Annotated in this window: 23 protein-coding genes; 18 read left to right on the top strand and 5 right to left on the bottom strand. The window is 30.9% G+C overall.

All coding sequences use genetic code 11. The annotated features are described in order from the left end of the window. The first annotated feature begins 151 nt into the window (after window positions 1-151). The 5 genes from BMY33_RS16710 to BMY33_RS16730 all read left to right on the top strand — a co-directional run bounded on the left by BMY33_RS16710 (window position 152) and on the right by BMY33_RS16730 (window position 5,751). Window positions 152-2,470 (top strand): DUF2339 domain-containing protein, encoded by a 2,319-nt coding sequence (locus BMY33_RS16710; RefSeq protein WP_091410680.1) that lies wholly within the window; start codon window positions 152-154, stop codon window positions 2,468-2,470. After that, on the top strand, window positions 2,454-3,680 hold the full coding sequence (locus BMY33_RS16715; RefSeq protein ID WP_091410682.1) for a DUF3999 family protein: 1,227 nt from the start codon (window positions 2,454-2,456) through the stop codon (window positions 3,678-3,680). Before BMY33_RS16710 ends, BMY33_RS16715 begins: the two co-directional genes overlap by 17 nt. A 76-nt stretch (window positions 3,681-3,756) precedes the next feature. Continuing rightward, window positions 3,757-4,104 carry a YciI family protein gene (locus BMY33_RS16720; RefSeq protein WP_091410684.1) on the top strand — a complete coding sequence of 116 codons (348 nt, stop codon included), beginning with the start codon at window positions 3,757-3,759 and terminating at the stop codon, window positions 4,102-4,104. Window positions 4,105-4,119: 15 nt separating this feature from the next. Beyond that, window positions 4,120-4,464 carry a YciI family protein gene (locus BMY33_RS16725; protein ID WP_091410685.1) on the top strand — a complete coding sequence of 115 codons (345 nt, stop codon included), beginning with the start codon at window positions 4,120-4,122 and terminating at the stop codon, window positions 4,462-4,464. A 9-nt stretch (window positions 4,465-4,473) separates the two neighbouring features. Further along, window positions 4,474-5,751 (top strand): RNA polymerase sigma factor, encoded by a 1,278-nt coding sequence (locus tag BMY33_RS16730; protein WP_091410686.1) that lies wholly within the window; start codon window positions 4,474-4,476, stop codon window positions 5,749-5,751. A gap of 21 nt (window positions 5,752-5,772) precedes the next feature. On the opposite strand, the gene BMY33_RS16735 is transcribed toward BMY33_RS16730, so the two are convergent. Then, window positions 5,773-6,708: a toxin-antitoxin system YwqK family antitoxin gene (locus tag BMY33_RS16735; RefSeq protein ID WP_091410688.1), complete on the bottom strand. Its 936-nt coding sequence runs from the start codon at window positions 6,706-6,708 to the stop codon at window positions 5,773-5,775. A gap of 362 nt (window positions 6,709-7,070) precedes the next feature. On the opposite strand from BMY33_RS16735, the gene BMY33_RS16740 reads away from it, so the two are divergent. The 4 genes from BMY33_RS16740 to BMY33_RS16755 all read left to right on the top strand — a co-directional run bounded on the left by BMY33_RS16740 (window position 7,071) and on the right by BMY33_RS16755 (window position 9,650). Next, on the top strand, window positions 7,071-7,262 hold the full coding sequence (locus BMY33_RS16740; protein ID WP_091410689.1) for a cold-shock protein: 192 nt from the start codon (window positions 7,071-7,073) through the stop codon (window positions 7,260-7,262). Between the two features lie 466 nt (window positions 7,263-7,728). Then, window positions 7,729-8,568 (top strand): alpha/beta fold hydrolase, encoded by an 840-nt coding sequence (locus BMY33_RS16745; protein ID WP_170837107.1) that lies wholly within the window; start codon window positions 7,729-7,731, stop codon window positions 8,566-8,568. Then, the gene (locus tag BMY33_RS16750; protein ID WP_091410693.1) at window positions 8,561-9,055 is read left to right on the top strand and encodes an RNA polymerase sigma factor; all 495 of its coding nucleotides are present in this window, start codon (window positions 8,561-8,563) and stop codon (window positions 9,053-9,055) included. Before BMY33_RS16745 ends, BMY33_RS16750 begins: the two co-directional genes overlap by 8 nt. Next, entirely contained in the window at window positions 9,048-9,650 is a 603-nt protein-coding gene (locus tag BMY33_RS16755) for a hypothetical protein (RefSeq protein WP_091410695.1), read from the top strand. The genes BMY33_RS16750 and BMY33_RS16755 overlap by 8 nt, the downstream gene beginning before the upstream one ends. A 12-nt stretch (window positions 9,651-9,662) precedes the next feature. On the opposite strand, the gene BMY33_RS16760 is transcribed toward BMY33_RS16755, so the two are convergent. Further along, window positions 9,663-10,745, bottom strand: a complete 1,083-nt coding sequence (locus tag BMY33_RS16760; protein ID WP_091410696.1) for an acyloxyacyl hydrolase — start codon at window positions 10,743-10,745, stop codon at window positions 9,663-9,665. 160 nt (window positions 10,746-10,905) lie between these two features. On the opposite strand from BMY33_RS16760, the gene BMY33_RS16765 reads away from it, so the two are divergent. From BMY33_RS16765 to BMY33_RS16775, 3 genes are all read left to right on the top strand, one after another. Next, window positions 10,906-11,658, top strand: coding sequence for a DUF5995 family protein (locus tag BMY33_RS16765; RefSeq protein WP_244543044.1), 753 nt, complete (start codon window positions 10,906-10,908; stop codon window positions 11,656-11,658). 365 nt (window positions 11,659-12,023) lie between these two features. Further along, window positions 12,024-12,914 (top strand): glycoside hydrolase family 16 protein, encoded by an 891-nt coding sequence (locus tag BMY33_RS16770; protein WP_139195688.1) that lies wholly within the window; start codon window positions 12,024-12,026, stop codon window positions 12,912-12,914. A 448-nt stretch (window positions 12,915-13,362) separates the two neighbouring features. After that, complete coding sequence (locus tag BMY33_RS16775; RefSeq protein ID WP_091410700.1) at window positions 13,363-13,872, top strand: DinB family protein; 510 nt, start codon at window positions 13,363-13,365, stop codon at window positions 13,870-13,872. 9 nt (window positions 13,873-13,881) lie between these two features. On the opposite strand, the gene BMY33_RS16780 is transcribed toward BMY33_RS16775, so the two are convergent. Beyond that, a complete protein-coding gene (locus tag BMY33_RS16780; protein ID WP_091410702.1) occupies window positions 13,882-14,655 on the bottom strand; it encodes a phosphatase PAP2 family protein in 774 nt (257 codons plus the stop codon). A 308-nt stretch (window positions 14,656-14,963) separates the two neighbouring features. On the opposite strand from BMY33_RS16780, the gene guaB reads away from it, so the two are divergent. Continuing rightward, window positions 14,964-16,436, top strand: a complete 1,473-nt coding sequence (guaB, locus tag BMY33_RS16785) for an IMP dehydrogenase (protein WP_091410705.1) — start codon at window positions 14,964-14,966, stop codon at window positions 16,434-16,436. Window positions 16,437-16,517: 81 nt separating this feature from the next. On the opposite strand, the gene BMY33_RS16790 is transcribed toward guaB, so the two are convergent. Together BMY33_RS16790 and BMY33_RS16795 are read right to left on the bottom strand one after the other, a co-directional pair. Further along, window positions 16,518-17,024 (bottom strand): OmpH/Skp family outer membrane protein, encoded by a 507-nt coding sequence (locus BMY33_RS16790; RefSeq protein ID WP_091410707.1) that lies wholly within the window; start codon window positions 17,022-17,024, stop codon window positions 16,518-16,520. A gap of 92 nt (window positions 17,025-17,116) precedes the next feature. After that, on the bottom strand, window positions 17,117-17,356 hold the full coding sequence (locus BMY33_RS16795; protein WP_091410710.1) for a hypothetical protein: 240 nt from the start codon (window positions 17,354-17,356) through the stop codon (window positions 17,117-17,119). A gap of 251 nt (window positions 17,357-17,607) precedes the next feature. Here BMY33_RS16795 and BMY33_RS16800 point away from each other — a divergent pair, with 251 nt between their 5' ends. The 5 genes from BMY33_RS16800 (at window position 17,608) to BMY33_RS16820 (ending at window position 23,699) form a co-directional block, all read left to right on the top strand. Beyond that, window positions 17,608-19,545 carry a peptidylprolyl isomerase gene (locus BMY33_RS16800; protein WP_170837108.1) on the top strand — a complete coding sequence of 646 codons (1,938 nt, stop codon included), beginning with the start codon at window positions 17,608-17,610 and terminating at the stop codon, window positions 19,543-19,545. Then, window positions 19,546-20,394 carry a peptidylprolyl isomerase gene (locus BMY33_RS16805; RefSeq protein ID WP_091410714.1) on the top strand — a complete coding sequence of 283 codons (849 nt, stop codon included), beginning with the start codon at window positions 19,546-19,548 and terminating at the stop codon, window positions 20,392-20,394. Beyond that, entirely contained in the window at window positions 20,378-21,808 is a 1,431-nt protein-coding gene (locus BMY33_RS16810) for a peptidylprolyl isomerase (protein ID WP_342028439.1), read from the top strand. The genes BMY33_RS16805 and BMY33_RS16810 overlap by 17 nt, the downstream gene beginning before the upstream one ends. A gap of 1 nt (window position 21,809) precedes the next feature. Next, a complete protein-coding gene (locus tag BMY33_RS16815) occupies window positions 21,810-22,763 on the top strand; it encodes an AAA family ATPase (protein WP_091410723.1) in 954 nt (317 codons plus the stop codon). A gap of 453 nt (window positions 22,764-23,216) precedes the next feature. Next, window positions 23,217-23,699, top strand: coding sequence for a hypothetical protein (locus BMY33_RS16820; RefSeq protein ID WP_139195690.1), 483 nt, complete (start codon window positions 23,217-23,219; stop codon window positions 23,697-23,699). Window positions 23,700-23,746 lie beyond the last annotated feature (47 nt).

Genomic DNA, 23,746 nt, shown 5'->3' on the forward strand with positions numbered 1-23,746 from the left:
CTTTTTTCAGGGGATTGGTTCTTATCTATTAGTTTTATTTTTGGATATAATAGGGAGGAAGATGTTTTGATTTTTAACAATACTCTTTTTTTTGCCTATATTTCTAATGTGAATATAATTACTCTATATTCATTTTTATATCTAAACAACAATGGCTGACAATCAAAAGTATATTAATGATTTGCTTGAAAAAATAGCAATTCTATCTAATAAACAAGAGGTCTTTCGGAGAGAAATACTAAACCTTAAAAATGAAGTTCTCCGTTTTAAAAACGAAGAAGGACAAAGGGAACCTCAGGTATTAGAAGATAAGATAACTACTCCTATTATTGAACCTAATTTAGAAGAGGTAAAAGATACAGTCGAAATAAAAGAACCTCTACCCCAAAAAGAACCAGAATTATCTTTTTCCCAGTCTAAGATAAAACAGATTGTAAAACCTAAAGGAAAATCTAATTTAGAAAAGTTTATTGGAGAGAATCTTATAAGTAAAATAGGAGTTATTATTCTAATTATAGGAGTTGCAATTGGTGCAAAATATTCTATAGATAATGAGTTAATAAGTCCTTTGACAAGAATTATATTAGGATACCTTACCGGAATCGGTTTGATTGCTGTGGGAATGAAGTTAAAAAAGAAGTATGAGAATTTTAGTGCTGTTTTAGTTAGTGGAGCGATGGCTATCTTATATTTCATTACTTTTCTTGCCTATAGCTTATATGGCCTAATACCACAATTGTTTACATTTGGATTGATGGTAGTATTTACGATTTTCACTGTATTTGCAGCCGTGCAATATAATAAACAGGTTATTGCGCATATCGGATTAGTAGGTGCTTATGCGGTTCCGTTTTTATTGAGTGACGGATCAGGAAAAGTAGCTGTTTTGTTTAGTTATATGGCAATTATTAATGTCGGAATCTTAATCATATCATTTAAGAAATACTGGAAACCTTTATATTATTCATCTTTCATACTTACTTGGTTGATTTATTTTAGTTGGTATGCAATTGATTATGAAACGGATATTCATTTTGGATTGGCATTTACTTTTTTATTGGTGTTTTTTGCTACATTTTATTTCATGTTTCTTGTATATAAATTGAGTAGAAAAGAAAAATTCGGTACAGGTGATGTTATACTCCAATTGATTAATGCATTTGTTTTTTATGGAATTGGATTTTCGATGTTAAGTGATCATGATATTGGATCACAGTTATTAGGAGTTTTTACTTTAGCAAATGCTGTAATACATTTTGTAGTAAGTGTTGTTATCTATAAGCTCAAATTAGCAGATCGTAATTTGTTTTATTTTACATCTGGGATGGTATTGGTTTTTATCAGTATTTCGTTTCCAGTGCAGTTAGACGGAAATTGGGTTACCTTGCTTTGGGCAGCTGAAGCAGCTTTACTGTTTTGGATAGGAAGGACTAAAAAAGTGCCTATTTATGAAAAATTAGCTTATCCAGTTATAGCCTTAACATTTTTTAGTTTAATTCAAGATTGGTGGATGTATTATGCAGAGTATGCTTATATGTCTGGTACTGATGAAATTTCGGTAATTCCGTTTTTTAATATTTCGGTACTTACCTCATTATTATGTGCAGCTTCTTTTGGATATATTCTCTTTTTACATCGTAGCAAAAATTATCCTTTTCCATGGTTAAAATATAAGACTTGGTATCAGTTAATTTCTCTTTGGATTTCAGCTATGTTTTTATTTGTTCTGTATATGACCTTTTTCTTAGAGATTATTGATTATTGGAACGGTTTAGAGAGTAATCAAGAAGATTTTATGGGAATTTGGTTAATTAATTACACTTTAGCTTTCTTATCAATTTTATCTCTTGTGAATATTAAGAGGATTAAGAATGTGGTTTTCGGTTATATCAATATGGTGCTTAATATGTTTGCATTACTGATGTTTTTAACGACGGGATTATATATTTTAAGTGAGTTACGAGAAAGCTATTTGGATCCAATACTTTTAGAATCTGGTGAGGCAGGGTCGTATCATATCAGTATTAGATATATTTCTTTAGCTTTTTGCACTTTGTTATTGATTGCTTGCTATAGATACGTAAGAGAGAAATTTTTTAAAGGTACTTTTAAAATAGCTTTTGATGTTGTTTTACAGATTGCTGTAATCTGGTTGTTGAGTAGTGAATTAATCCATTGGTTAGATATAGCTGGTTATACATCTTCAGATAAATTAGGGCTAAGTATTCTTTGGGGAATATATTCTTTGCTATTGATCGTTTTTGGATTTTGGAAGAAAATAAAGCATATGCGAATAATAGCTTTTATACTTTTTGGAGTTACACTTATAAAATTGTTTTTATATGATATTGCACATTTAAATACAATATCTAAAACAATTGTATTTGTATCACTAGGTTTATTATTGCTTATTATTTCTTTCTTATATAATAAATACAAACATATTATTACGGATGAAGTTAAAGATTAATATTGTACAATGGCTATTGTTTTTAGTTTGTTTACAAACTTATGCACAGATTGATAAGTATGCTTACAAAAGAGAATTATTGGATGTGTCAGATGATTGGCATGCTATCGTATTGCCAGATGCGATTTTTAAAAATGTATCTTCTGATCTTTCGGATATAAGAATTTATGGTATAACCAAAGAGACGGATACTGTAGAGGCTCCATATCTTTTAGAACAAAAGAAGCCTAAAATATCAAGTAAAAATATCGGATTCAAATATGTTAATAAATCGACTACGAATAAAGGTTCATTTATCACTTTTAAAGTTACGTTAGACGCAGTTATCAATCAAGTTCAGTTATCTTTTGAACAAGATAATTTTGATAGATTAATAAAAGTCGAAGGGAGTCAAAACCTTAAAGATTGGTATACTGTAGTAGATGATTATCGTGTATTATCTGTAAAAAATGAATTGACGGAATACTCGTTTACAACGCTAAAGTTTCCTGATTCTAAATACACATATTATAGAGTTTTTGTTAAAGGGAAAGATGCACCAGATGTAAAAAAGGCTGAGATTACCTTAAAAGAAAAACAAGAAGGTAGCTACAAGAGATTTACTGTTAAAGCAATAAAAACTATAGAACAAAATAAAAGTACTATACTAACTATTGATTTAGATACACCAGTTCCTGTAAGTTATATGAAAATAAAGGCAAATAATACTTTTGATTATTACAGACCTTTTCGTGTTACCTATCTTAGAGACAGTATTCATAGAGAAAGTGGATGGAAATATGATTATCAGCATATGACTTCAGGGATTCTAAATTCTATAGAGGAAAACGAATTTAACTTTTATAGTACAATTACTAATAAGATAAAAATAGTTGTTAATAATCAGGATAATGAACCGTTAGATATTGATGAGGTTTTAATTAAAGGCTTTGATTATGAGTTAATCACCAGATTTAATACTTCCGCAAACTATTTTTTGACATATGGTAATAAGGGGATAAGTAAACCATCTTATGATCTTCAATATATGACAGAAAGAGTTCCGGAAAAATTAGTAAAACTAAAGTTAGGAGCAGAACAAATAATTCCCAAAAATGAAAAGGAAACAATAGAACCTCTGTTTGAAAATAAAATTTGGTTATGGGGTATAATGCTTGTTATTATTGGTTTGTTAGGAGGTTTTACACTAATGATGATGAAGAAAAAGTAATTCTTTCAAAATGTTTGTCCAAATATTTATAATCATTTCGTCATAGAATCATATAAACCATAAATAAATATATAGTATGAAACAATTTATGTTCCTTTTTAAAGGTGGAGACGACGTTTGGGATGCAAAATCCGAAGAAGAACAAAATGCACACATGGAAAAGTGGATGCAATGGATTGGGCAAATGGCGGAAGAAGAAAAATATGTTGGAGGAGAACGTCTTTATCCGGCTGTAAAAACAATTCATCCTGGAGGCACAAAAGTTACTGACAGATCTTTTGCTGAGGCTAAAGAATTAGTTGGAGGTTATATTACAGTATTTGCTAATACATTAGATGAAGCTACAGAAATGGCAAAAGGATGTCCAGGATTACAATGGGAATCATCGGTAGAAGTTAGAGAAGTTTGGCCAGAAGATGTTTAATTTGAAAGGTAGAAGATGAAAGAGTTTTTGATGCTAATTAGAGGTGGGCAAGAAAAATATGACTCAGTATCTCCTAGTGAAATGCAAAAGCATATGGAACACTGGCAACAATGGATGAGTGGATTAGCTAAGGAAGAGAGATTGTTAGGGGGACAGCCATTGCTAAAAGAAGGGAATACGATAACAGAAGGAGGAAACAAAGTTATAGATCGACCATTTGCAGAAGGTAAAGAATTGGTGGGAGGATATCTTCTCATAAAGGCAGATTCCTTAGATCAAGCAACTATGATGGCTAAAGGTTGTCCAAGTTTTGAATATGATTGTAGTGTAGAAATTCGTGAAATCGCTCCATTAGCATAATAATCAACATTGGAATCTGAAGATCATATAGATAATACTTTAAACCATCTTTTTAGGCAAGAATCTGGAAAGATGGTTGCTGTTTTGATTAAAATTTTTGGCACTGAGAATATTGAAATGGCAGAAGATGTAGTACAAGATGCCTTAGTAAGTGCTTTAGAAACTTGGAAGTATAGAGGTATACCGGATAACCCCAAGGCTTGGTTATATAGAACAGCAAGAAATAAAGCAATTGATATTTTAAGAAGGAATAAGCATAGTAAAACCATTGACTTCTCTGATCCCGAACGTAAATTGTTGACTTCAGAATATACATTAGTGAGCACCGTGGATAACCTATGGAAAGAACAGTATATACAAGACGATTTTTTAGCAATGATGTATGCCTCCTGTCATCCAGATATTTCTCCAGAGAATCAAATTACTTTTATCCTAAAATCTCTATGTGGTTTTAGTACGAAAGAAGTTGCTAGATCCTTTTTAACATCAGAAGATACTATTTCTAAAAGGTTATATCGCACTAAAGAGTATTTTAGAAAACATAAGATATACCCCAAAATACCATTACAGGAAGAAATTATTGATAAAACTAAAACGGTATTAAGTACTATATATTTAATTTTTAATGAAGGCTATAATGCTACACACGGTGATAAATTAGTAAGAAAAGATGTTATTTCTCAGGCTATGTGGTTGTGTAAGTCATTATTAGATAATGAACGAACACAATTATCAGAAGTATATGCACTGATGGCATTAATGTTATTTCATACAGCTCGTATCGATAGTCGTATTAGTAGTTGCGGAGATTTAATTCTTTTGTCAGATCAGGATAGAGGTTTATGGAGTAAAGAATTGATAGGTAAAGGGAATGATTATTTAAATCAATCAGCTTTTGGGGAATCCTTATCTACCTATCATCTTGAAGCGGCTATTGCATATCAACATTGTATTTCTGTTAGTTATGAAAAAACCAATTGGAAAGAAATATTAAGTTACTATGATTTGCTTTTAAAAAAGGATAATGATCCAATTGTTTTTTTAAATAGATGTTTAGTGGTTTTAGAGCTTTTTGGGGCAGAAGAAGCATTAAATACTATTAAAAAACTAGAAGATCATAAAATCGTAGGCGCTTATTACCTCTATTATGCAATCCTAGGAGAAATATACGAACGTTTGATAGACCCAAATAGAGCCGTAGGTTATTATCAGAAAGCTATAAAGCTTACGCAATCAAAACCTGAACAACGTTTGTTAAAACGAAAAATAGCTAGGGTTTTAAACTAATTAGATAGTATCTCTAATGTTTTATTGACAATTCTTCATAGATTCATAATACGCACGATACTCATCATAACTTACTTTTTTTCGACCTTTATCTAATACAATAGTGCTTTGGTTAGAGAATTCTGAGTAAAGGATTTTCTTTTTCGGAAATCCTTCTATGACTATTTCAAAATAACTGCTACCGGAAATTTTATTGGTGTCAATTTCTATATTAAATTTACCATCGTAATCCGAAAACGCATACGCACAAGAATTATCTGATAATTGTAATCTCACTACTGCAATAGGCACAACGGAACCATCAGACTTTTTTATGCTACCTTCAATTGGTTGGATACTTGCTTCATTGGTCGGAGTTGCAGAAACTTGATATGTAGTGTTAGCTTCGATTTGTTCTGTAGTGTTCCCAGACAAATCTTCAATTGTCCAATTGTCTAATTTCTTACCTTTCTTATAAGCTCCCTTTACAATAACACCTGATGCATCTTGTCTCCAATAATCACCGTGTTTTTTTCCATTTTTATAGTTAATTTTTTCCTTAGAACCACTTTTGGTAACATTCCATAGACCTACTTTTTCTCCTTTTTCATAATACCCTTCTTCAGTAAAAGTAAAACCATTATCAGAATTATAGTAATAACCATTTCTTTCATTGTCATCGTAGTTTTCTACCATAGATAGGTCTAAAACTCCCTTTTTTCTAAAAACCAAAAAATGAACCCATTCTCCATGTTTTTTGCCTTTTTTATATTGGATTTTATGTATACCAATAAGTTTTTTATCCTTAAACTCTCTTACATAATATTTGCCGTCAAGTTCATTTTCTTTATTAATTTCTAGCAATTCATCATACTCATTTTTACTAAGTTCTATATATCCACCTTGTATAGGAGTTTGTCCTTTGACCATAAAAGAAAATAATAATGCCAAAGTGAAGATAATGTGTGAATTTTTCATCTTTATTACTGATTGTATTTGTTTAATTTAATTTCCCCAAACTATTCAACTAAAGTTAAGTTATTTTTGCTGTTTTTCAAATAACGTATAGTATACGGAGCTTTTTCTTATTATAGATCAAAGACAATACCAATTTGTTACCCGTTTTTAAATAGCTTAAAAAAAAAATAAAGGTTAGAACTAACCTGATACATAATTGTTTTTTATGGCCTCAATTGATATCTAATAAACAATCAAAGGTATTACCGTAAATGAGATATGATTATTATTTGTAGCTTTACCATTGAAGACATGCCAGTTTGTAAAATTTTTATGTGGCATCATCTTTGTAATCTAATAAATAATTAATATAAATTTTTACAATGAACAAAGGAACAGTAAAGTTCTTTAATGATGCCAAAGGTTTTGGTTTCATTACAGAAGAAGGTTCGAACAAAGAACATTTTGTACACATTTCAGGATTAGTAGATGAAATTCGAGAAGGTGATGCAGTAGAGTTTGATCTACAAGAAGGAAAAAAGGGGTTAAACGCAGTAAATGTAAAAGTAATCTAATACATACTACATAACTTTTTTAATCAATAAGCCTATCAATTTTGATAGGCTTATTTATTTACGAAGTTTAAACAATGGTAAAATGTAATGTAATCATGATTCTGAAATAATGTTTGAATACTAGTCGATTACTGTTATATCCCTACTTGCTTATCTTCTTATAGCGTATCCGCAAGAAGCAGGTAGGTCTTTCATAAAGTTCATCATAAGCTTAAAATTCAATCTAAAGTGTGTTTGTAAAAATTTCATAGTTTCTTCCCTTTTATTATATAACGTTTGTTTAAAGATGATACCCTACCACCAGAATGATGATCTTGTTATAGTATTTTATAATAAGATTGGAAACATCAATGCTTATAGTGTCGATTAAGAGATGTTAATGATTATTGAAAAGTGTAATAATTTTTTATTGAGTGTAACATTTTATGACGAATTGCATCAAAGAGGAAATCAAAAACAAAACATTATGAAAAGTCTAAAAATTACGATTGCCTTTTTCTTACTCTTTAATTTTGCATTTAGTCAAGCTCCAGCAATTACTATTGACATATCCGGAAGCGGTACACCAGTTTTATTCTTACCTGGTTTTACTACACCTGGTTCAGTTTGGGATGAAACCGTCGCTAATTTAAACGGAAATCATCAAAACTATTTAGTATCCTATGCAGGATTTGATGGTAATGCACCTATTGCTATGCCTTGGTATGACACTATAAAAAAAGAATTGATAGCTTATGTTAATGAAAAAAAGTTAACAGATGTAATCATTATTGGTCATAGTATGGGAGGTAATTTAGCAATTGATATAGCAGCTTCTTTACCAGATTCAATAAAAAGTTTAATTCTTATTGATTCAATACCTTGTATGCGTGAGTTAATGATGCCTGGTGTTACAGAAGCTCAGATCCAATACGATAGCTCTTATAATAAACAAATGTTATCTATGAATAAGGAACAGTTTAATCAAACTGCTACGATGATGGCGCAAAATATGACTAATAAAAAAGAGAAGGTAAATACCTTGTTAAATTGGATACTAAAAGCGGATCGAGAGACGTATGTATACGGGTATACTGATTTGTTAAAACTAGATCTTAGAAAATCACTAGATAAAGTAACAGCAAAAACTTTAATCATAGGAGCAGCTTTCCCAACTATTGAAACCGCAAAAACCAATTATGAAAAACAATATAAAGATTTGCCTAATAAGCATATAGAAATGATATCGGATAGTAAGCATTTCATTATGTTTGATCAGCCAGAATTACTTTATGAAAAGATAAATGGATTTTTAAATAATGGGTAGAGATAAACGACAATTTTTTGAAATTATTTATACTGATTGTTATCCGATGGTATTACAGATGTGTTTAGGTTATATGAAAGGAGATCAAAATTTAGCTTATGATCTAGCACAAGATGTATTTATAAATATTTGGAATGCAATGGATAATTTCAAAGGTAAATCTGCTCATAAAACGTGGGTATATAGGATTACGGTTAATACATGTTTACAATACATTAGAAAAGAGAAAAATAAAAAAAAGATACCTATTGATGCAGTTGAGCATATGGTTGCAGAAGAAGTTAATGAAGTTAATTCTGATGAACATAAGAGTTTGTATACTGCAATAGGTAAACTAGAAGAAATAGATCGATTATTGATTATGATGGTCTTAGAAGGACAGGATTATGATAGTATTTCCGAAATAATGGGAATAAAACCAACTAATGTAAGAGTGAAGATTCATAGGGTAAAAAAGAGATTGAAAAAAATATTAGATCATGAGTAATGAGTTTGAAGCATTGCAGAGTCAATGGCAGAAGAGTAAAAATAATATAAAGGGAAATTCACCCAATTCAGAGGAAATGTTCTCTTTGATAAGTAAAAAGAAAAGTTGGAGTACCCGCTTTCATTATGGAAACATAATTATTCTATCATTGGTTTTGATTGGAATAATGTCTTTTTTCTATTTTGTGGCACCAGTTCAAGAGTTATTAAGTAGAGTAGGGGCTGGATTTATGATAGGAGGATTGTTTATAAGAATCCTAATCGAGTTTATAAGTGTATCAAAGGCGAAAAAGATTAATATGGTGGATGATGCTTTGCAAACTACTAATGATACTATTGCGTTCTATAATTTTAGAAAAAAGATTCACGGACCAATAACTATAGGGATAATAGTTTTATATACACTTGGTTTTTATATGATTACTCCAGAATTTAGTTTGTATTTCGAAACATGGCAAATGGTTTTGATTGATATATCTTATATTATTGGCGCTATAATTCCTTATTTGGCCGTTAGAAAAAACATAAAGAAAGAAATAAATGTTTTATTAGAAATTATTGAGTTAAAGAGAGCGATCATAGGAGAGGTTAGTTAATATATTAGTAGATTAATTTATTAGATAAATAAGTCGACCATCCATATGGTCGGCTACTTTTCCGTAAGCAATTAGAGAAGCTCCAATGGTCCAACGTTTGGATTTTCCAATGCTGTACCAAAATGAATATCGTTGATATAACCAATTACTCTGAATGTTTTTTGGGCGAGTTATATAAAATCCTAATTGTTGTAAGAAATAGAAACTACCAATGGAGAAATGATGCCCAGCCGTAATTGAAGATGAAAAAGCAGAATCATTAATCCCTTGTTGTGTTGCAATCTCTTGATCAGAAAAATCATACCAAAGTTCTATACCAGCATTTAACCCATTGATTCCAGATACTGGTCGTAACATTCCACCTGTAAATCCAATCAAAAGGTGATTAGAAGCTTCAGCTTCTCTGTCAGAAGACCTTAAACTGACAAATGATCCTAAATAATAATCAATAGAAGTGTCATAAGATTTTAAGGATTTTGGTTTTCTTTTTAATTCAATATTATTTATGATTTTATCGACCCCAATAGAAAAAGTCGGGAAATTCATTCCTTTGTTTGGCTGTTTTTGCCCTCCGTTAGAAATATGATTGTAACTTAAGGATGCGTTGATTGCATAATTATTATTAATATGATAGTTAAGATTAAGAGATAGTGCTAAATAGAAACTAAGATGAGTGCTGAATAATAAGTTTTCAGGATTTGTATCTTGATCGAATATTCGATCAAGATAAGTTACTCCCACCGATCCTCTTAGCGAAAATTTTAAAGGACCTTTGTATGTGAAATATGGTTCAACAAAGTATATTAGGTTATATGAATCACCAAGTATATCAGGATTCGCATAATTAAAATAAGCAAATGCAAAACCGGATTTACCATAGCAGAAACAAGTTTTCCAAGCTTTGTCGCTTGTTTTTAGCCAGCTATATTCTAATTGTAATCCATAAGGATTTGTTTGGGAAATTGATTTTAATTCAGGTGAGTGCGCTATAATGAACCCGTAATGAGATTTTGCACCAATAAAAGTAGGATTCATTTGTGCTAACATCGAAGTCTGAATCAATATTATAAATAAGATTGTATCGATCTTTTTCATTGCTAATCAGTGTGTTATTAAATTTACTGAAAATTATTTCGGGTTGAAATTGAAATATAATTTTTATTCTATTCTTAATAAGAAAACCGATATTAACTAAGAAGATTACTTACAATTATTTAGTACATTAGTAAGGAACTATAGTATATAAGATAATAACTTGAAACCAATCACAACCATTGATGATGTCATCGCTTCTTTAGATGATATTATTAAAGTATCACAGGTCGAAAATGATTCTTTAGGATATTTTGCGGCATTATATCGAAGAGTAACCATTAAAGTTAAAGAAGGAATTGAAAATGATTTTTTTGATAATGGGCCTAGAATGGCAAAGCTTGATGTAGTTTTTGCTAGTAGATATCTAGAGGCGTATTTTTCATACAAGGATGATGAGATAATAACAATTTCTTGGCAAATAGCATTTGATTTATCTACAGATTATTGGCCTATAGTATTACAACATTTATTGATTGGGATGAATGCTCATATTAACTTAGATTTAGGTATAGCAGCTGCCGAAGTTTCCCAAGGAACAAATATTGAAAATCTTAAAGGAGATTTTGATAAGATCAATGAGATTCTATCATCATTAGTAATAGAGGTTCAAAATGATTTAGCGAGTATTTGGCCAACTCTTAAAAAAATTCTTAGTTTGACTAGTGAATTTGATGATTTTTTGGTTGATTTTAGCATGGAATTGGCAAGGGATGGAGCTTGGGAATTTGCTAGAAAAATTAATAGCGCTCCAGATGATGAGTTAGTACAGTTGATTGAAGAAAGAGATCTTAAAGTAGCAAGTAAGGCTTCAATTATAACAGACCCAGGTTTAATAGCAAATATTATTTTAGGTGTTATTAGAATAGGTGAGCGTGGTTCAGTTGGGAATAAGATTAAGGATTTAATTTCATAAAATAAGAGGATTATTAAAGATAAAAGATGAGATTTTTGGTTTTAAAAATACTAATATGTCTTTTTTTGTATAAATAATTGAGGAAAAAGACTTGATTTTCAAGTTTTTTGTTTCTAAAACATCTTAAATTTTTCTTATGTTTTAATATTTTAGTTAAAAAAATGCGATAAAAGTAACGCAAACGTTTGCGTTACTTTATTTATGTAATCCCTTATTAAATCTTTGGTTAAAGGATTTTAGTTTTAGGTTATCCGTAAAAAAAGAACACATAAATAGAATATTCAATATAGTTTACTTTGTTTATTTAATAAGTTGATGAATCCATTCTTAATTTAGTAACATAATCATTAACTAAATTTAACACTATGAGAATGTTTGTCAAGTTTTTTGGAGTTTTGTTATTCATTTTTTTCTCATCGGCCTGCGAAACAGAAGAGTTGGCAATAGAGGAAGCTACTGATTTAGAAAATATAGATGAAATAGATGCCAAAGCCGGACCTTGGGTAAGGCAGTTTACTGATAATTTTAATTCCAACGGTAATTTAAACCAATGGGAAAGAACGCATAACAGAGCCGACTATAATTCAAGTATTTGTAATTACAGGAACTGGAACTCGGAAATTGCTAGTTTAGATGGTAGTAGTTGTTTACGTCTTCAAGCTTATAAAAAGAGCAACAATAATTATGAATCAGGTCATGTTAAGTCTTATTTTAACTTTCATCCCGGAAATAACGAAGAGTATAGAGTGATATCAAGAATTAAGTTGTTAGCGAAGAATGGTAATAATTATAAGGGTTTTTCAGAAACATATGGTGCTTGGCCAGCTTTCTGGACAGTTAATGAAACAAATTGGCCTACACGAGGAGAGAGCGATATTATGGAAGGATATTCTTTTGGTAACAACGCTAGATTTGCTAGTAATTTGTTTTACGGAGTAAATACTTCTCAAAATCAACTAGGTACAAGTGCAGAAAGAGGATATAATTTAGGAGAAGGTTGGCATACTTATGAACAGAGGTGGAGCAATAGAAATGGATGGGTTACTGTTCAAATATATGTAGACGGTAATAGAGTCGCTAATTATAACAATAATGTTGATAATGACTTGAAACTTCAAAATTTTAAAAATCATAATATTATACTGAATCTAAATATTGGATCTAATACTGGTATTTTCGATAATTCTAGAATTAATATTTACTGGAATACCTATATGTATGTAGATTATGTGCGTGTGGATAAAAGAACTATTTAAAGGATTACAATAGAAATTACATCTTGATTAAATCATAATTAGCTGTCTCGGTATTTTGGAGACAGCTTTTTTTATAGAAATGATTTAATTGAATTTTTATATATCAAAAAAGCCTAAAAAATATATACCACTTGGTTTCGAGTACTTCCACTATTGTCAAAAATGCATACAATTACATTTATTTAGATTCTTTTAACTCTCGGTTCTGACTGGCCCGTACTCAAATAGAGAGTTTTTGGTTTTTAGAATTTTTAGGCTTTTTGTTTAGTATTGAATTTGGCTAACTCTAATAAATTAAGAATTTCAATATTGTTTTTTCAAAAGTACTGTAAGTAATAATTCATAGAAAGAGTTAAAGGACTGGTTTTTATAGGGGTTTGTTACCCTTTGTTATTAAATATATCTTTACTTCACTCAATTAAGCATAGAATAAATAAAAACCTGTCTAATGAATCATCAGTTAATGATCAATAATCTATTAAGAAATCAAAAAGTTTTTGAAGAATTATTTATGGGTATTCCAAGTGAAGAATATCTATGGAAAGACAAGCCAAACCGTTGGTGTTTATTAGAAATAGTTTGCCATCTGTATGATGAGGAAAGAGAAGATTTTAGAAAAAGAACTAGGCATATTTTAGAAACCCCTAATAAAAGATTTGCACCAATTGACCCTGAAGGTTGGGTGATAGATAGAAGATATATAAAGCAAGAGTATGATTCTATGTTAAATGATTTTTTAAAGGAAAGAAAAGCATCCATTAACTGGTTGAATTCTTTGATAAATCCAAATTGGAATAATGTGACTATTCATAAGGACTTTGGAGAAATGAGTGCGCAACAATTCCTTGCTAATTGGTTAGCACATGATTATTTACATTTTAGACAAGTAACTAGGTTGAAATTAGATTACGTAAAGCATATGTCCCGAGAAAATTTTTCTTATGCTGAAGGATATTGAATTTAGTATCTAAAAAGATTTAGAAAAGTATAATCCAACACTGTCACCGGTAAATTGAGGAGCAAATGCAATGTCATCATCACTCTTAAAAGGGTTCCAAGAGATTAGGTGTTCATAATGATAGACTAACCTTGTTGTCAAAATTCCTATTCCAGCTCCTACAAGAACATCAGATAGATAGTGCTTGTTATTCATCATTCTTAAACTACCTGTAGTAATAGCAAAGATATATCCACTATATGCTAATAACGGGCTACTATCTATGAACTCTTCATATAACACAGCGGCAGATACAAAAGCCATCGACGTATGTCCTGATGGAAATGAATTTAATTTAGTAGGATCTCCCGGTCGCTCTTTATCCACTTCTTGTTTTAAAATTGTGGTAGCGGCACTCGTAACTACAGAAGAAATTAATAAGTTTTTTGTTTGATCAAACCAATGATTTCTAGATTTTACCCCAAAAATATCCGCAGCATACATTTGAAGAATAGGAGCATACCTGGTATAATCATCAATATTTAAATAAAAATTGTCACCTGCGTAACCTCTTATATCACTTTGTAGTGATTTTTCAAAATCACTAGTAGATAGAAGAATTCCAGATGCAATTAATGTGAATGGAATCACCCTTTTAGTGAATAAATTTCTTTTAGATTTCTTACGTTCAGTTTGTTTAGATCTCTTAAACTGAACTTTAGTAGGAGGCAGCTCCGTAAATTGAGCATTGGTAATATTTACGCATAGGCTTACCAATAGTAATAGGTTAATACTAATCTTCATAGGATATTTTTTAGGGCACTTAATAGATTTGGGATCTAAAGCAACGAAATATACTATTTTAATATTAAAAAAATGTTAAAACAAGTGAAGCTATTATTAATTTTTTGAATTGATTTTTATAAGTATAGGATTTGTAATTAATTTAAATACAGTGTTTAATGATGTTTAGAGGAGTTTTTCTAAAGTAATTATACAAGAGCTTGGCTTCAAAAAACGTAACAAATAAACAAATCATATATTACCTATTGACTTTTATAGGATTCCTTTAAAAAAGACTTATATTTGCACGCAATTAAATCTTAATTGCGATGACAGCACACGAATCCAAAATCGTTGGAGAAGGACTTACATACGACGACGTACTTTTAGTCCCTGCATTTTCTGAAATACTACCACGAGAAGTAAGCATTAAAACAAAATTTACGAGAAATATTACGATTAACGTTCCTATAGTTTCTGCAGCTATGGATACTGTTACAGAAAGTCGTATGGCAATTGCTATGGCGCAAGAAGGAGGGATAGGTGTATTGCATAAAAACATGACCATCCAGGAACAGGCGATGAAAGTCCGAAAGGTGAAAAGAGCAGAAAGCGGGATGATCATTGATCCTGTAACATTACCATTAGATGCAAAAGTAGTTGATGCTAAAAACAATATGCGTGAACATAGCATTGGGGGTATTCCTATAGTTGATGATAATAATAAGTTGTTAGGAATAGTTACGAATAGGGATTTACGTTTTGAAAAAAATAATGAAAGACCTATATCGGAAGTAATGACTAGTGAAAATCTTGTTACTGTAGGAGAAGGAACATCACTACAGGAAGCTGAAGTGATATTACAGGATAATAAGATTGAAAAGTTACCAGTTGTTAATCAGGATAATACATTAGTTGGTTTAATAACTTTTAGAGATATTACAAAGTTAACACTAAAACCAAGTGCTAATAAAGATAGTTTAGGGCGACTTCGAGTTGCAGCTGCTATTGGAGTAACAGGTGATGCAGTAGATCGAGCAGCCGCTTTAGTTGGTGCAGGAGTAGATGCAGTAGTCATTGATACAGCTCACGGACATACTAAAGGAGTAGTAGCAGTTTTAAAAGAAGTAAAAAATAAATTTCCGGAATTAGATGTAATTGTTGGGAATATAGCAACAGGAGAGGCGGCTAAATATTTAGTAGAAGCAGGAGCAGATGCAGTAAAAGTTGGGATTGGACCAGGGTCTATTTGTACAACTAGAGTTGTTGCTGGAGTAGGATTTCCACAGTTTTCCGCTGTTTTAGAGGTTGCTTCAGCAATTAAAGGATCTGGTGTTCCGGTAATAGCGGATGGCGGAATTAGATATACAGGAGATATTCCTAAAGCGATTGCTGCAGGAGCGGATACGGTTATGTTAGGTTCTCTATTAGCAGGTACAAAAGAATCTCCTGGCGAAACAATTATTTACGAAGGAAGAAAGTTTAAATCCTATCGAGGAATGGGATCTGTCGAAGCAATGAAGAAAGGATCAAAAGATCGTTATTTCCAAGATGTAGAAGATGATATTAAAAAATTGGTTCCCGAAGGAATTGTTGGACGTGTGGCATATAAAGGAGAGTTGTATGAAAGTATTCATCAATTCGTAGGTGGATTACGTGCAGGTATGGGATATTGTGGATCTAAAGATATCAGAACTCTACAGGATACAGGACGTTTTGTGAAAATTACAGCAAGTGGAATCCACGAGAGTCACCCTCATGATGTGACTATTACTAAAGAAGCTCCTAATTATAGTAGGTAAATAGCTTTTAATTTAAATAGATAAAAAAAACGCTTCAAAATTATTTGAAGCGTTTTTTTTTACGAGTACAAATATCTAAGATTACTGTACCGGGATTCCTAATTTTGTCATTACAGTTTTTGTGAGATCGAATTTTGGATCTACATAAGCTAACCCACTACTTGTAATTGTTAGTACTTGCGTGTATCCTTCAGCTTTAGCAACTTCTTCTAGTACTTTACCTATTTTAGTGTATAAAGGTTGTAGTAATTTATTCTGTTCTAATTGTACTAATTGTGAACCATTTTGACGAAATTTAGCAATGTCGTTTTCTAAATTAATAATCTCCTCTTGCTTTGTTTTCTTCATTGGTTCTGTCATTGCAGCAACACCATCTTGATAAGCTTTTACTTTTGCTTGATACTCATCTACTTTTACTTTTAGATCAGCTTCTAACTTAGTATTGTAAGCTTTAAGGTCTTCCTGTACTTTTGTGAGTTCAGGCATTTTAGATAGAATAAAATCACTATCAATAGTTCCTACTTTCGATTGTGCTATTGTTTGGGCACTTATAAATAATACTAATATTGGAAATAATATGTTTTTCATTATAACTTTTTCTTTAATTTTTGATTTAGAATTTTTGCAAATATATAAGGTCTAAGGCAATATACGTGCCAAGACAAAAAAAAATAAAAAATCTATTCTTCAAACAATTGTCCACGATGTGGTTTTAAGGCATCTCTTACTTTTTTCATTTCAGAATCAGTTACTATCATATAAGCAATACAGTGTAGTTCATTAATGTCTTGATATCCTGTAGTTTTAATAGATAGCTCTTCGGAAACAATATATTCATTAAGATGAATTACGTGATGTTGTGCTGTTTTGCTTGCGACAGGACCTCTGAAGTCCCAAATAAGTTTTAATTTTCTTTCCAAATTTTATAGTTAAGGTTATTGTAAAGTATGTGTTTTTAGGTTTTGAAAACGCTTTTTTTTAACTTAATATATTCGTATTGGTCCAATATGTTGGCAATATATGCAGAACACTAAAATTTTAAAAGCTATTTAATACTATATTACGGTTATGATTCGTTAGAATAAAGAGCTTGTAAAACGCTTTAATATTGTTATTTTTGTCCGATTTGGGACTTTATTTAGAGAGAACTATGCACAAAAAATCTATCTTATTGTTTTTAACAGTCATCTTTTGTACCATAATGTATGGTCAACAAAAAGACGCTGTATTACTTACTATTAATAACTCACCAGTATATAGGTCAGAATTTAAAAGAGTATATCTTAAAAATATTGATCTTGTAAAAGATGAATCCCAAAAAGATATTGATGAATATCTAGAGCTTTTTATTAATTATAAATTAAAGTTAGAAGAAGCTAAGGAACAAGGTCTTGATAAAAAGGAATCTTACATTAAAGAACTTGAAGGGTATAAAAAACAACTTTCTTCTGGCTATCTTACAGATATGAAGGCTTCTGATGCTTTAGTAAAAGAAGCGTACGATCGTTTACAAGAAAGAGTAAATGCTAGTCATATTTTGGTGCAAGTAAAACCTAATGCATCACCAAAAGATACGTTGGCGGCATATCAAAGAATAATAGAAGCAAGAAATAAAATTATTAAAGGAGCTGATTTTAAAGAAACTGCTATTCAGTACAGTCAGGATCCTTCTGCTAAAAAAAATGGAGGTGATTTAGGTTGGTTTTCAGCGTTTAGAATGGTGTACCCTTTTGAACAAGCAGCTTTTACTACTCCAGTAGGAGATGTTTCAGAACCTTTTAAAACTCGTTTTGGATATCACATAGTAAAGGTAAATGAGAAAGAAAAATCTTTAGGAGAAGTTACGGTTGCTCATATTATGGTTGCTTTTAATAAGGATAGAACAGAAAATCAGGCAGAAGAAAGAATTAATGAAATAAGGACACAACTTAAAACAGATGCTTCTTTTGAATCTTTAGCAAAACAATATAGTGATGATCGTAACACGGCCGTGAACGGCGGTAAAATTAATCGATTTGGACGAGGAGCATTAAATTCGGAAGATTTTGAGAAAGTAGCTTTTGCTTTACAATCTACTGGAGAATTATCAAAACCTGTAAAAACAAAGTATGGGTGGCACCTTATAAAGTTGTTAGAAAAACATCCACCAAAAACTTTTGATGAGTTAAAAGGAGAACTTACTCAGAGAATTAAAAAAGATAGTAGATCTCAGCTGATAACAAAATCATTTATAAATTCTCTTAAAGAGAAATATGGTTTAAAAAGAAATGAAGAAGCGATATCTTATTTCCAAAAGAACGTACCGGCAACAATATTTAATGAAAAATGGGAGATACCAACTGAAGATAAGAATCTTACTAAGACTGTATTTTTAATAGGAAAAGAAAGTTTTTCTTATTTAGATTTCGCAAAGTTTTTGCAACAGAAAGCAACTCGTAAGACCAGTACAAAAGATGTTTCTTTGTTTGTAGAGAATGTTTATGATAATTATGAATCGGCTAAACTACTCCAGTATTATGAGGAACATTTAGAGTCAGATAATCAGGATTTTGCCAATGTGATTTCAGAATATAGAGATGGGTTGTTATTATTCGATCTTATGGAATCCAAGATATGGAACGCTGCTAAAGATGATTCTATTGGACTTCAAAAATTTTATACATCTAGAAAAGATACCTATATAAAAGATGAAAGTTATAAGGTAATAAAGGCTTCTTCTTCGAATAAGGAGTTGATAAACAAAGTGAAAGTACAAATTGAAAAAAGTAACGCTATTGAAGATATTAAAAAAGAAGTAAATATCTCTGATACTAATATGGTGCTTTTTACAGAAGAAGAATTAACTAAAAATACAGACAAGTTAACGGATAAATTTTCTGGACAAAAAGAGCAGATTGTTGTTGTCGAGGAAGATGATTATATAACCTTGATCAAGGTCGTAGAAGTACTTCCTTCTAGAATTAAAACTTTTGAAGAAACAAAAGGTAAAGTTATCAATGATTTTCAAGAAGATTTAGAAAAGAAATGGTTGAGTGAGCTTAGGAAAAAATATTCTATAGAGTTAAATAAAAAGACTTTAAAACAAATTAAAAAAGAATTAGCTATATAGATGAGGTTTATCTTTAATATAATATTACTTTTTGTGTTAGCCTCTTGTGGGAATATAAACCGAAATGCGAACAAAGAGGTAGTCGCAAGAGTTAATGAAACATACTTATATAAAGACGATATAAAAGATCTTGTTCCAAAGGGAACAGCTATAGAGGATAGTACTAACATAGTAAATAATTATATTAATATCTGGGCAACTAGACAGTTGTTTATTGATCAATCAAAAAGAAATCTTACGGAAGCAGAACTTCAGGAATTTGATAATCTAGTAGAGGATTATAAAAGTACTTTATATATCAATGCTTATAAAGATGCTGTGATCAATAAATCCATTAACATGGAGATTACCAAAGATGATATGACATCTTATTATTCAGAAAATTTAGAAAATTTTATTCTTAATGAAGAGTTGGTAAAGCTACGTTACTTACATTTGCCACCTGATTATAAAAATATTGTTGCAACGCAAACACGTTTTAATCGTTTTAATGAAGAGGATCTTGATGAACTGCTTAGTAAAAAAATAGAGTTTGCCACGTTTTCCTTTAATGATTCTGTTTGGGTTCAGTTTGATCAAGTATTAAATAAAATACCTGTTCTTAAGAATCAAGATAGAAATAAGATTTTAAAAGATGGTAAATATGTGCAGTTGCGTGACTCTTTAGGAGTATATATGATTAAAATTAAAGAAGTGCTTAAGAAAAAAGAAACAGCACCTTTAGATTATATAAAACCGACAATAAGGCAAATCATATTGAATAAAAGAAAGCGGGAGCTGATAAAAAAATTAGAAAAGGATATCACGAAAGATGCAATTAAAAACAAACAATTTGAAATATACAATTAAGAATACTATTTGTATAGCTGTATTGCTATTATGTAGCACCGGTGCTCAGATCTATGCTCAGGAGATTATTGAAGATGTAAAAAAGGAAGTTGAGACAAAGAAAGATTCTGTAAATCCATTCCAAAGAATTAAGATTGATGGAGTTGCCGCTGTAATAGGAGAATATGTAATATTGGAAAGTGATATTACGATTGCTTACCAGCAATTGATAAGCGAAGGAGTTTCTGCGGGAGATGTTAGTCGTTGTGAATTAGCAGGAAGTTTGTTTGAAAACAAATTATATGCACACCACGCAGTACAAGATAGTGTTATCGTAACAGATGCTGAGGTGAATTCGATGGTTGATCAGCAATTGAGTTATATGACAAGAGAGCTTGGAACTCTGGATAAAGTTTTAAAATTCTATAGAAAAGAAAGTGAAGAGGATTTTAGAAAAGAACTTTTTGAAATTAATAAGGGAAATAGACTTGCAGAACAAATGCGTTCTAAAATAGTAGAAGATGTAGAGATTACACCGGAAGAAGTGAGAGAGTTTTTTGATGAAATTCCAGAAGCTGAAAGACCTCTTTTTGGAACGGAATTAGAACTTGCTCAGATAGTAATAGATCCAAAAATACCAGATGAAGAAGAGCAAAAAGTAATCGATAGGTTAAAACAGTTTAGAACGGATATTGTAGAGAATGGTAGTAGTTTTGCAACCAAAGCAGTTTTATACTCTCAAGATCCAGGATCGAAATCAAAAGGAGGAAAATATACATTAAATAGACAAACACCTTTTGCTAAAGAATTTAAAGATGTTGCTTTTAGTTTGCAGGTAGGAGAAGTTAGTGAACCTTTTAAGACAGATTTTGGTTGGCATATTATACAATTGGATAAAATTAGAGGAGAAGAAATTGATGTAAGGCATATTTTATTGATTCCGGATGTTACTAGAGAAAGTGTTGATGTAGCACAAAAACTTGTTGATTCGGTTCGTACTGCAGTAGTTTCTGGGAATATCGGTTTTAAAGAAGCTGCTAGGAAATTTAGTGACGAAAAAGAAACTAAGGAAGATGGAGGACAATTACTAAATCCTACAACAGGGGATACACGTTTTGAACTTACCAAAATTGATCCTATATTGTACGATCAAGTATCAAAATTAAAAACGAATGAAGTTTCGTTAGTAATTCCAGACCAAGATCGTCAAGGACGTAAAAAATTTAAATTGATTACTGTACTAAATCGTTTTGATGAGCATATAGCAGATTATTCTAAAGATTATTTAAAAATACAGGAGCTAGCACTTAGAAAAAAGCAAATAGAGGCAATAAGAGCTTGGCAGGAAGAAAAAATTAATGATACCTATATAAAAATTAATGGAGAGTACAGAGACTGTGAGTATAGCGGTAACTGGTTAAAAAAAGAAAAATAATATGTCTGACGTTGCAGCAGTAGAAAAACTGGTAAGCAAACATACCGAACTCAAAAAAGAAATAGCTAAAATAATCATAGGTCAGGAAGAAGTAATCGATCAGATACTAATTTCTGTATTTTCTGGAGGTCATGCCTTATTGATAGGTGTTCCTGGATTGGCAAAAACGTTAATGGTAAATACCATTTCCAAAGCTCTAGGATTGGATTTTAAGAGAATTCAGTTTACTCCTGACTTAATGCCAAGTGATATATTAGGAAGTGAAATCTTAGATGAATCTAGACATTTTAAATTTATAAAAGGCCCTATATTTTCTAACATTATTTTAGCAGATGAAATAAATAGGACTCCTCCAAAAACACAGGCAGCTTTATTAGAAGCAATGCAGGAAAGAGCAGTGACTGTTGCCGGTCATCACTATAAATTAGATTTACCATATTTTGTTTTAGCTACGCAAAACCCAATTGAGCAAGAAGGTACCTATCCTTTGCCAGAAGCACAATTAGATAGGTTTATGTTTGCCATAGAATTGAAATACCCTAGTTTCCAAGAAGAGGTAGAAGTTGTAAAAAGTACCACTGGAGATACTTCGGTAACGATTAATTCTTTATTTACAGCACAAGAAATTATAGATTTCCAACAATTAATTCGTCGTATTCCTGTAGCTGATAATGTGGTGGAATATGCTGTTTCCATGGTTTCTAAAACAAGACCTAATGGAGAATCTGCAACAGACTTAGTAAAAAGTTATATAGATTGGGGTGCAGGTCCAAGAGCATCACAAAATCTAATTCTAGCCGCAAAAGCAAATGCTGCTGTAAAAGGTAAATTTTCTCCTGATATAGAAGATGTGCAAGCGGTAGCAATGGGGATTTTACGTCATCGTATGATTAAAAACTACAAAGCAGAAGCAGAAGGAGTAAGTATAGAGGATATTATTCAAAGCTTATTTTAAGAATCAAGTTAATCTCTTGGTTTCAGAAAAGTCATTTTTACAATACTATTTATCGAAATAAAAAAGAAAAGCCCATTTAAGTAGGAAATGGGCTTTATACAATTATGAATGATTGAATTTTTTGGTAATGAATACTTGGGGAAAATCATCACCAGATATCTTCAATTTCAGTGCGCGAAAATAATAGAATAAGGGGAAATAACCCCGTTTTTAACATTTCTTTAATCCTCTTTTAAGGGTTTGTAAAGAAATCATAAAGACTGATTTGAAATATTTTAACCTTAATCAAGTCCTAGGAACTAGTTGTAAGTACTTGTGCTGTGTTTTACCTGCGTGTTGTCTATCCTTTTTTTTGATATTTTTCATCTAATAATTAAACCTTTTTGATTTATATGAGTCTTAGTATTGAACGTTCATTAAAAATATAGTTGAATAATTAAGAAAAATAGATAGATGAAAAATAGTATAACCTACATAATGATTTTGTTTCTGGGAGCTTTGACGATGTCGGCTCAATCAGAAGACATGAAAGATAGAAGAACAGATCGTAAGGAAAGAATGGAGTTAAGAAAAGAATTTAATGAAAGCTTATCGGATGATCAAAAAGCTCAATTAGATTCTCAGAGAGAATTACATAAAGAGCATAAAAAGGTTTTTAAAGAAACATATACAGAAGAACAGTTACAGATTGTGAAAAATGAGGACCTTTCTAGAAAAGGGAAGCATAAAGCTTTAAACCCTACATTAAGTGATCAGCAGAAGGCATTAAAGAAGACTCAAAAAGAGGAAATGAAAGCTGCAAAAACTAAGTTTGAAGCTTCTCTTAGTGAAGAGCAGTTAAAGAAATATGAGGAAGTAAAAAAGAAAGGTCACAGAAAAGGAAAAAGAGGACGTAAAGGACATAACGGAAAAAAAGAAGATAAAGAAGAGAATTAAATTTAGTTTATTTTGTGTAGAAAGGGTGAAGTTGATAAAACTTCACT

Origin of the sequence: Aquimarina amphilecti, from assembly GCF_900109375.1 — a bacterium.
Taxonomy (GTDB): Bacteria; Bacteroidota; Bacteroidia; order Flavobacteriales; family Flavobacteriaceae; genus Aquimarina; species Aquimarina amphilecti.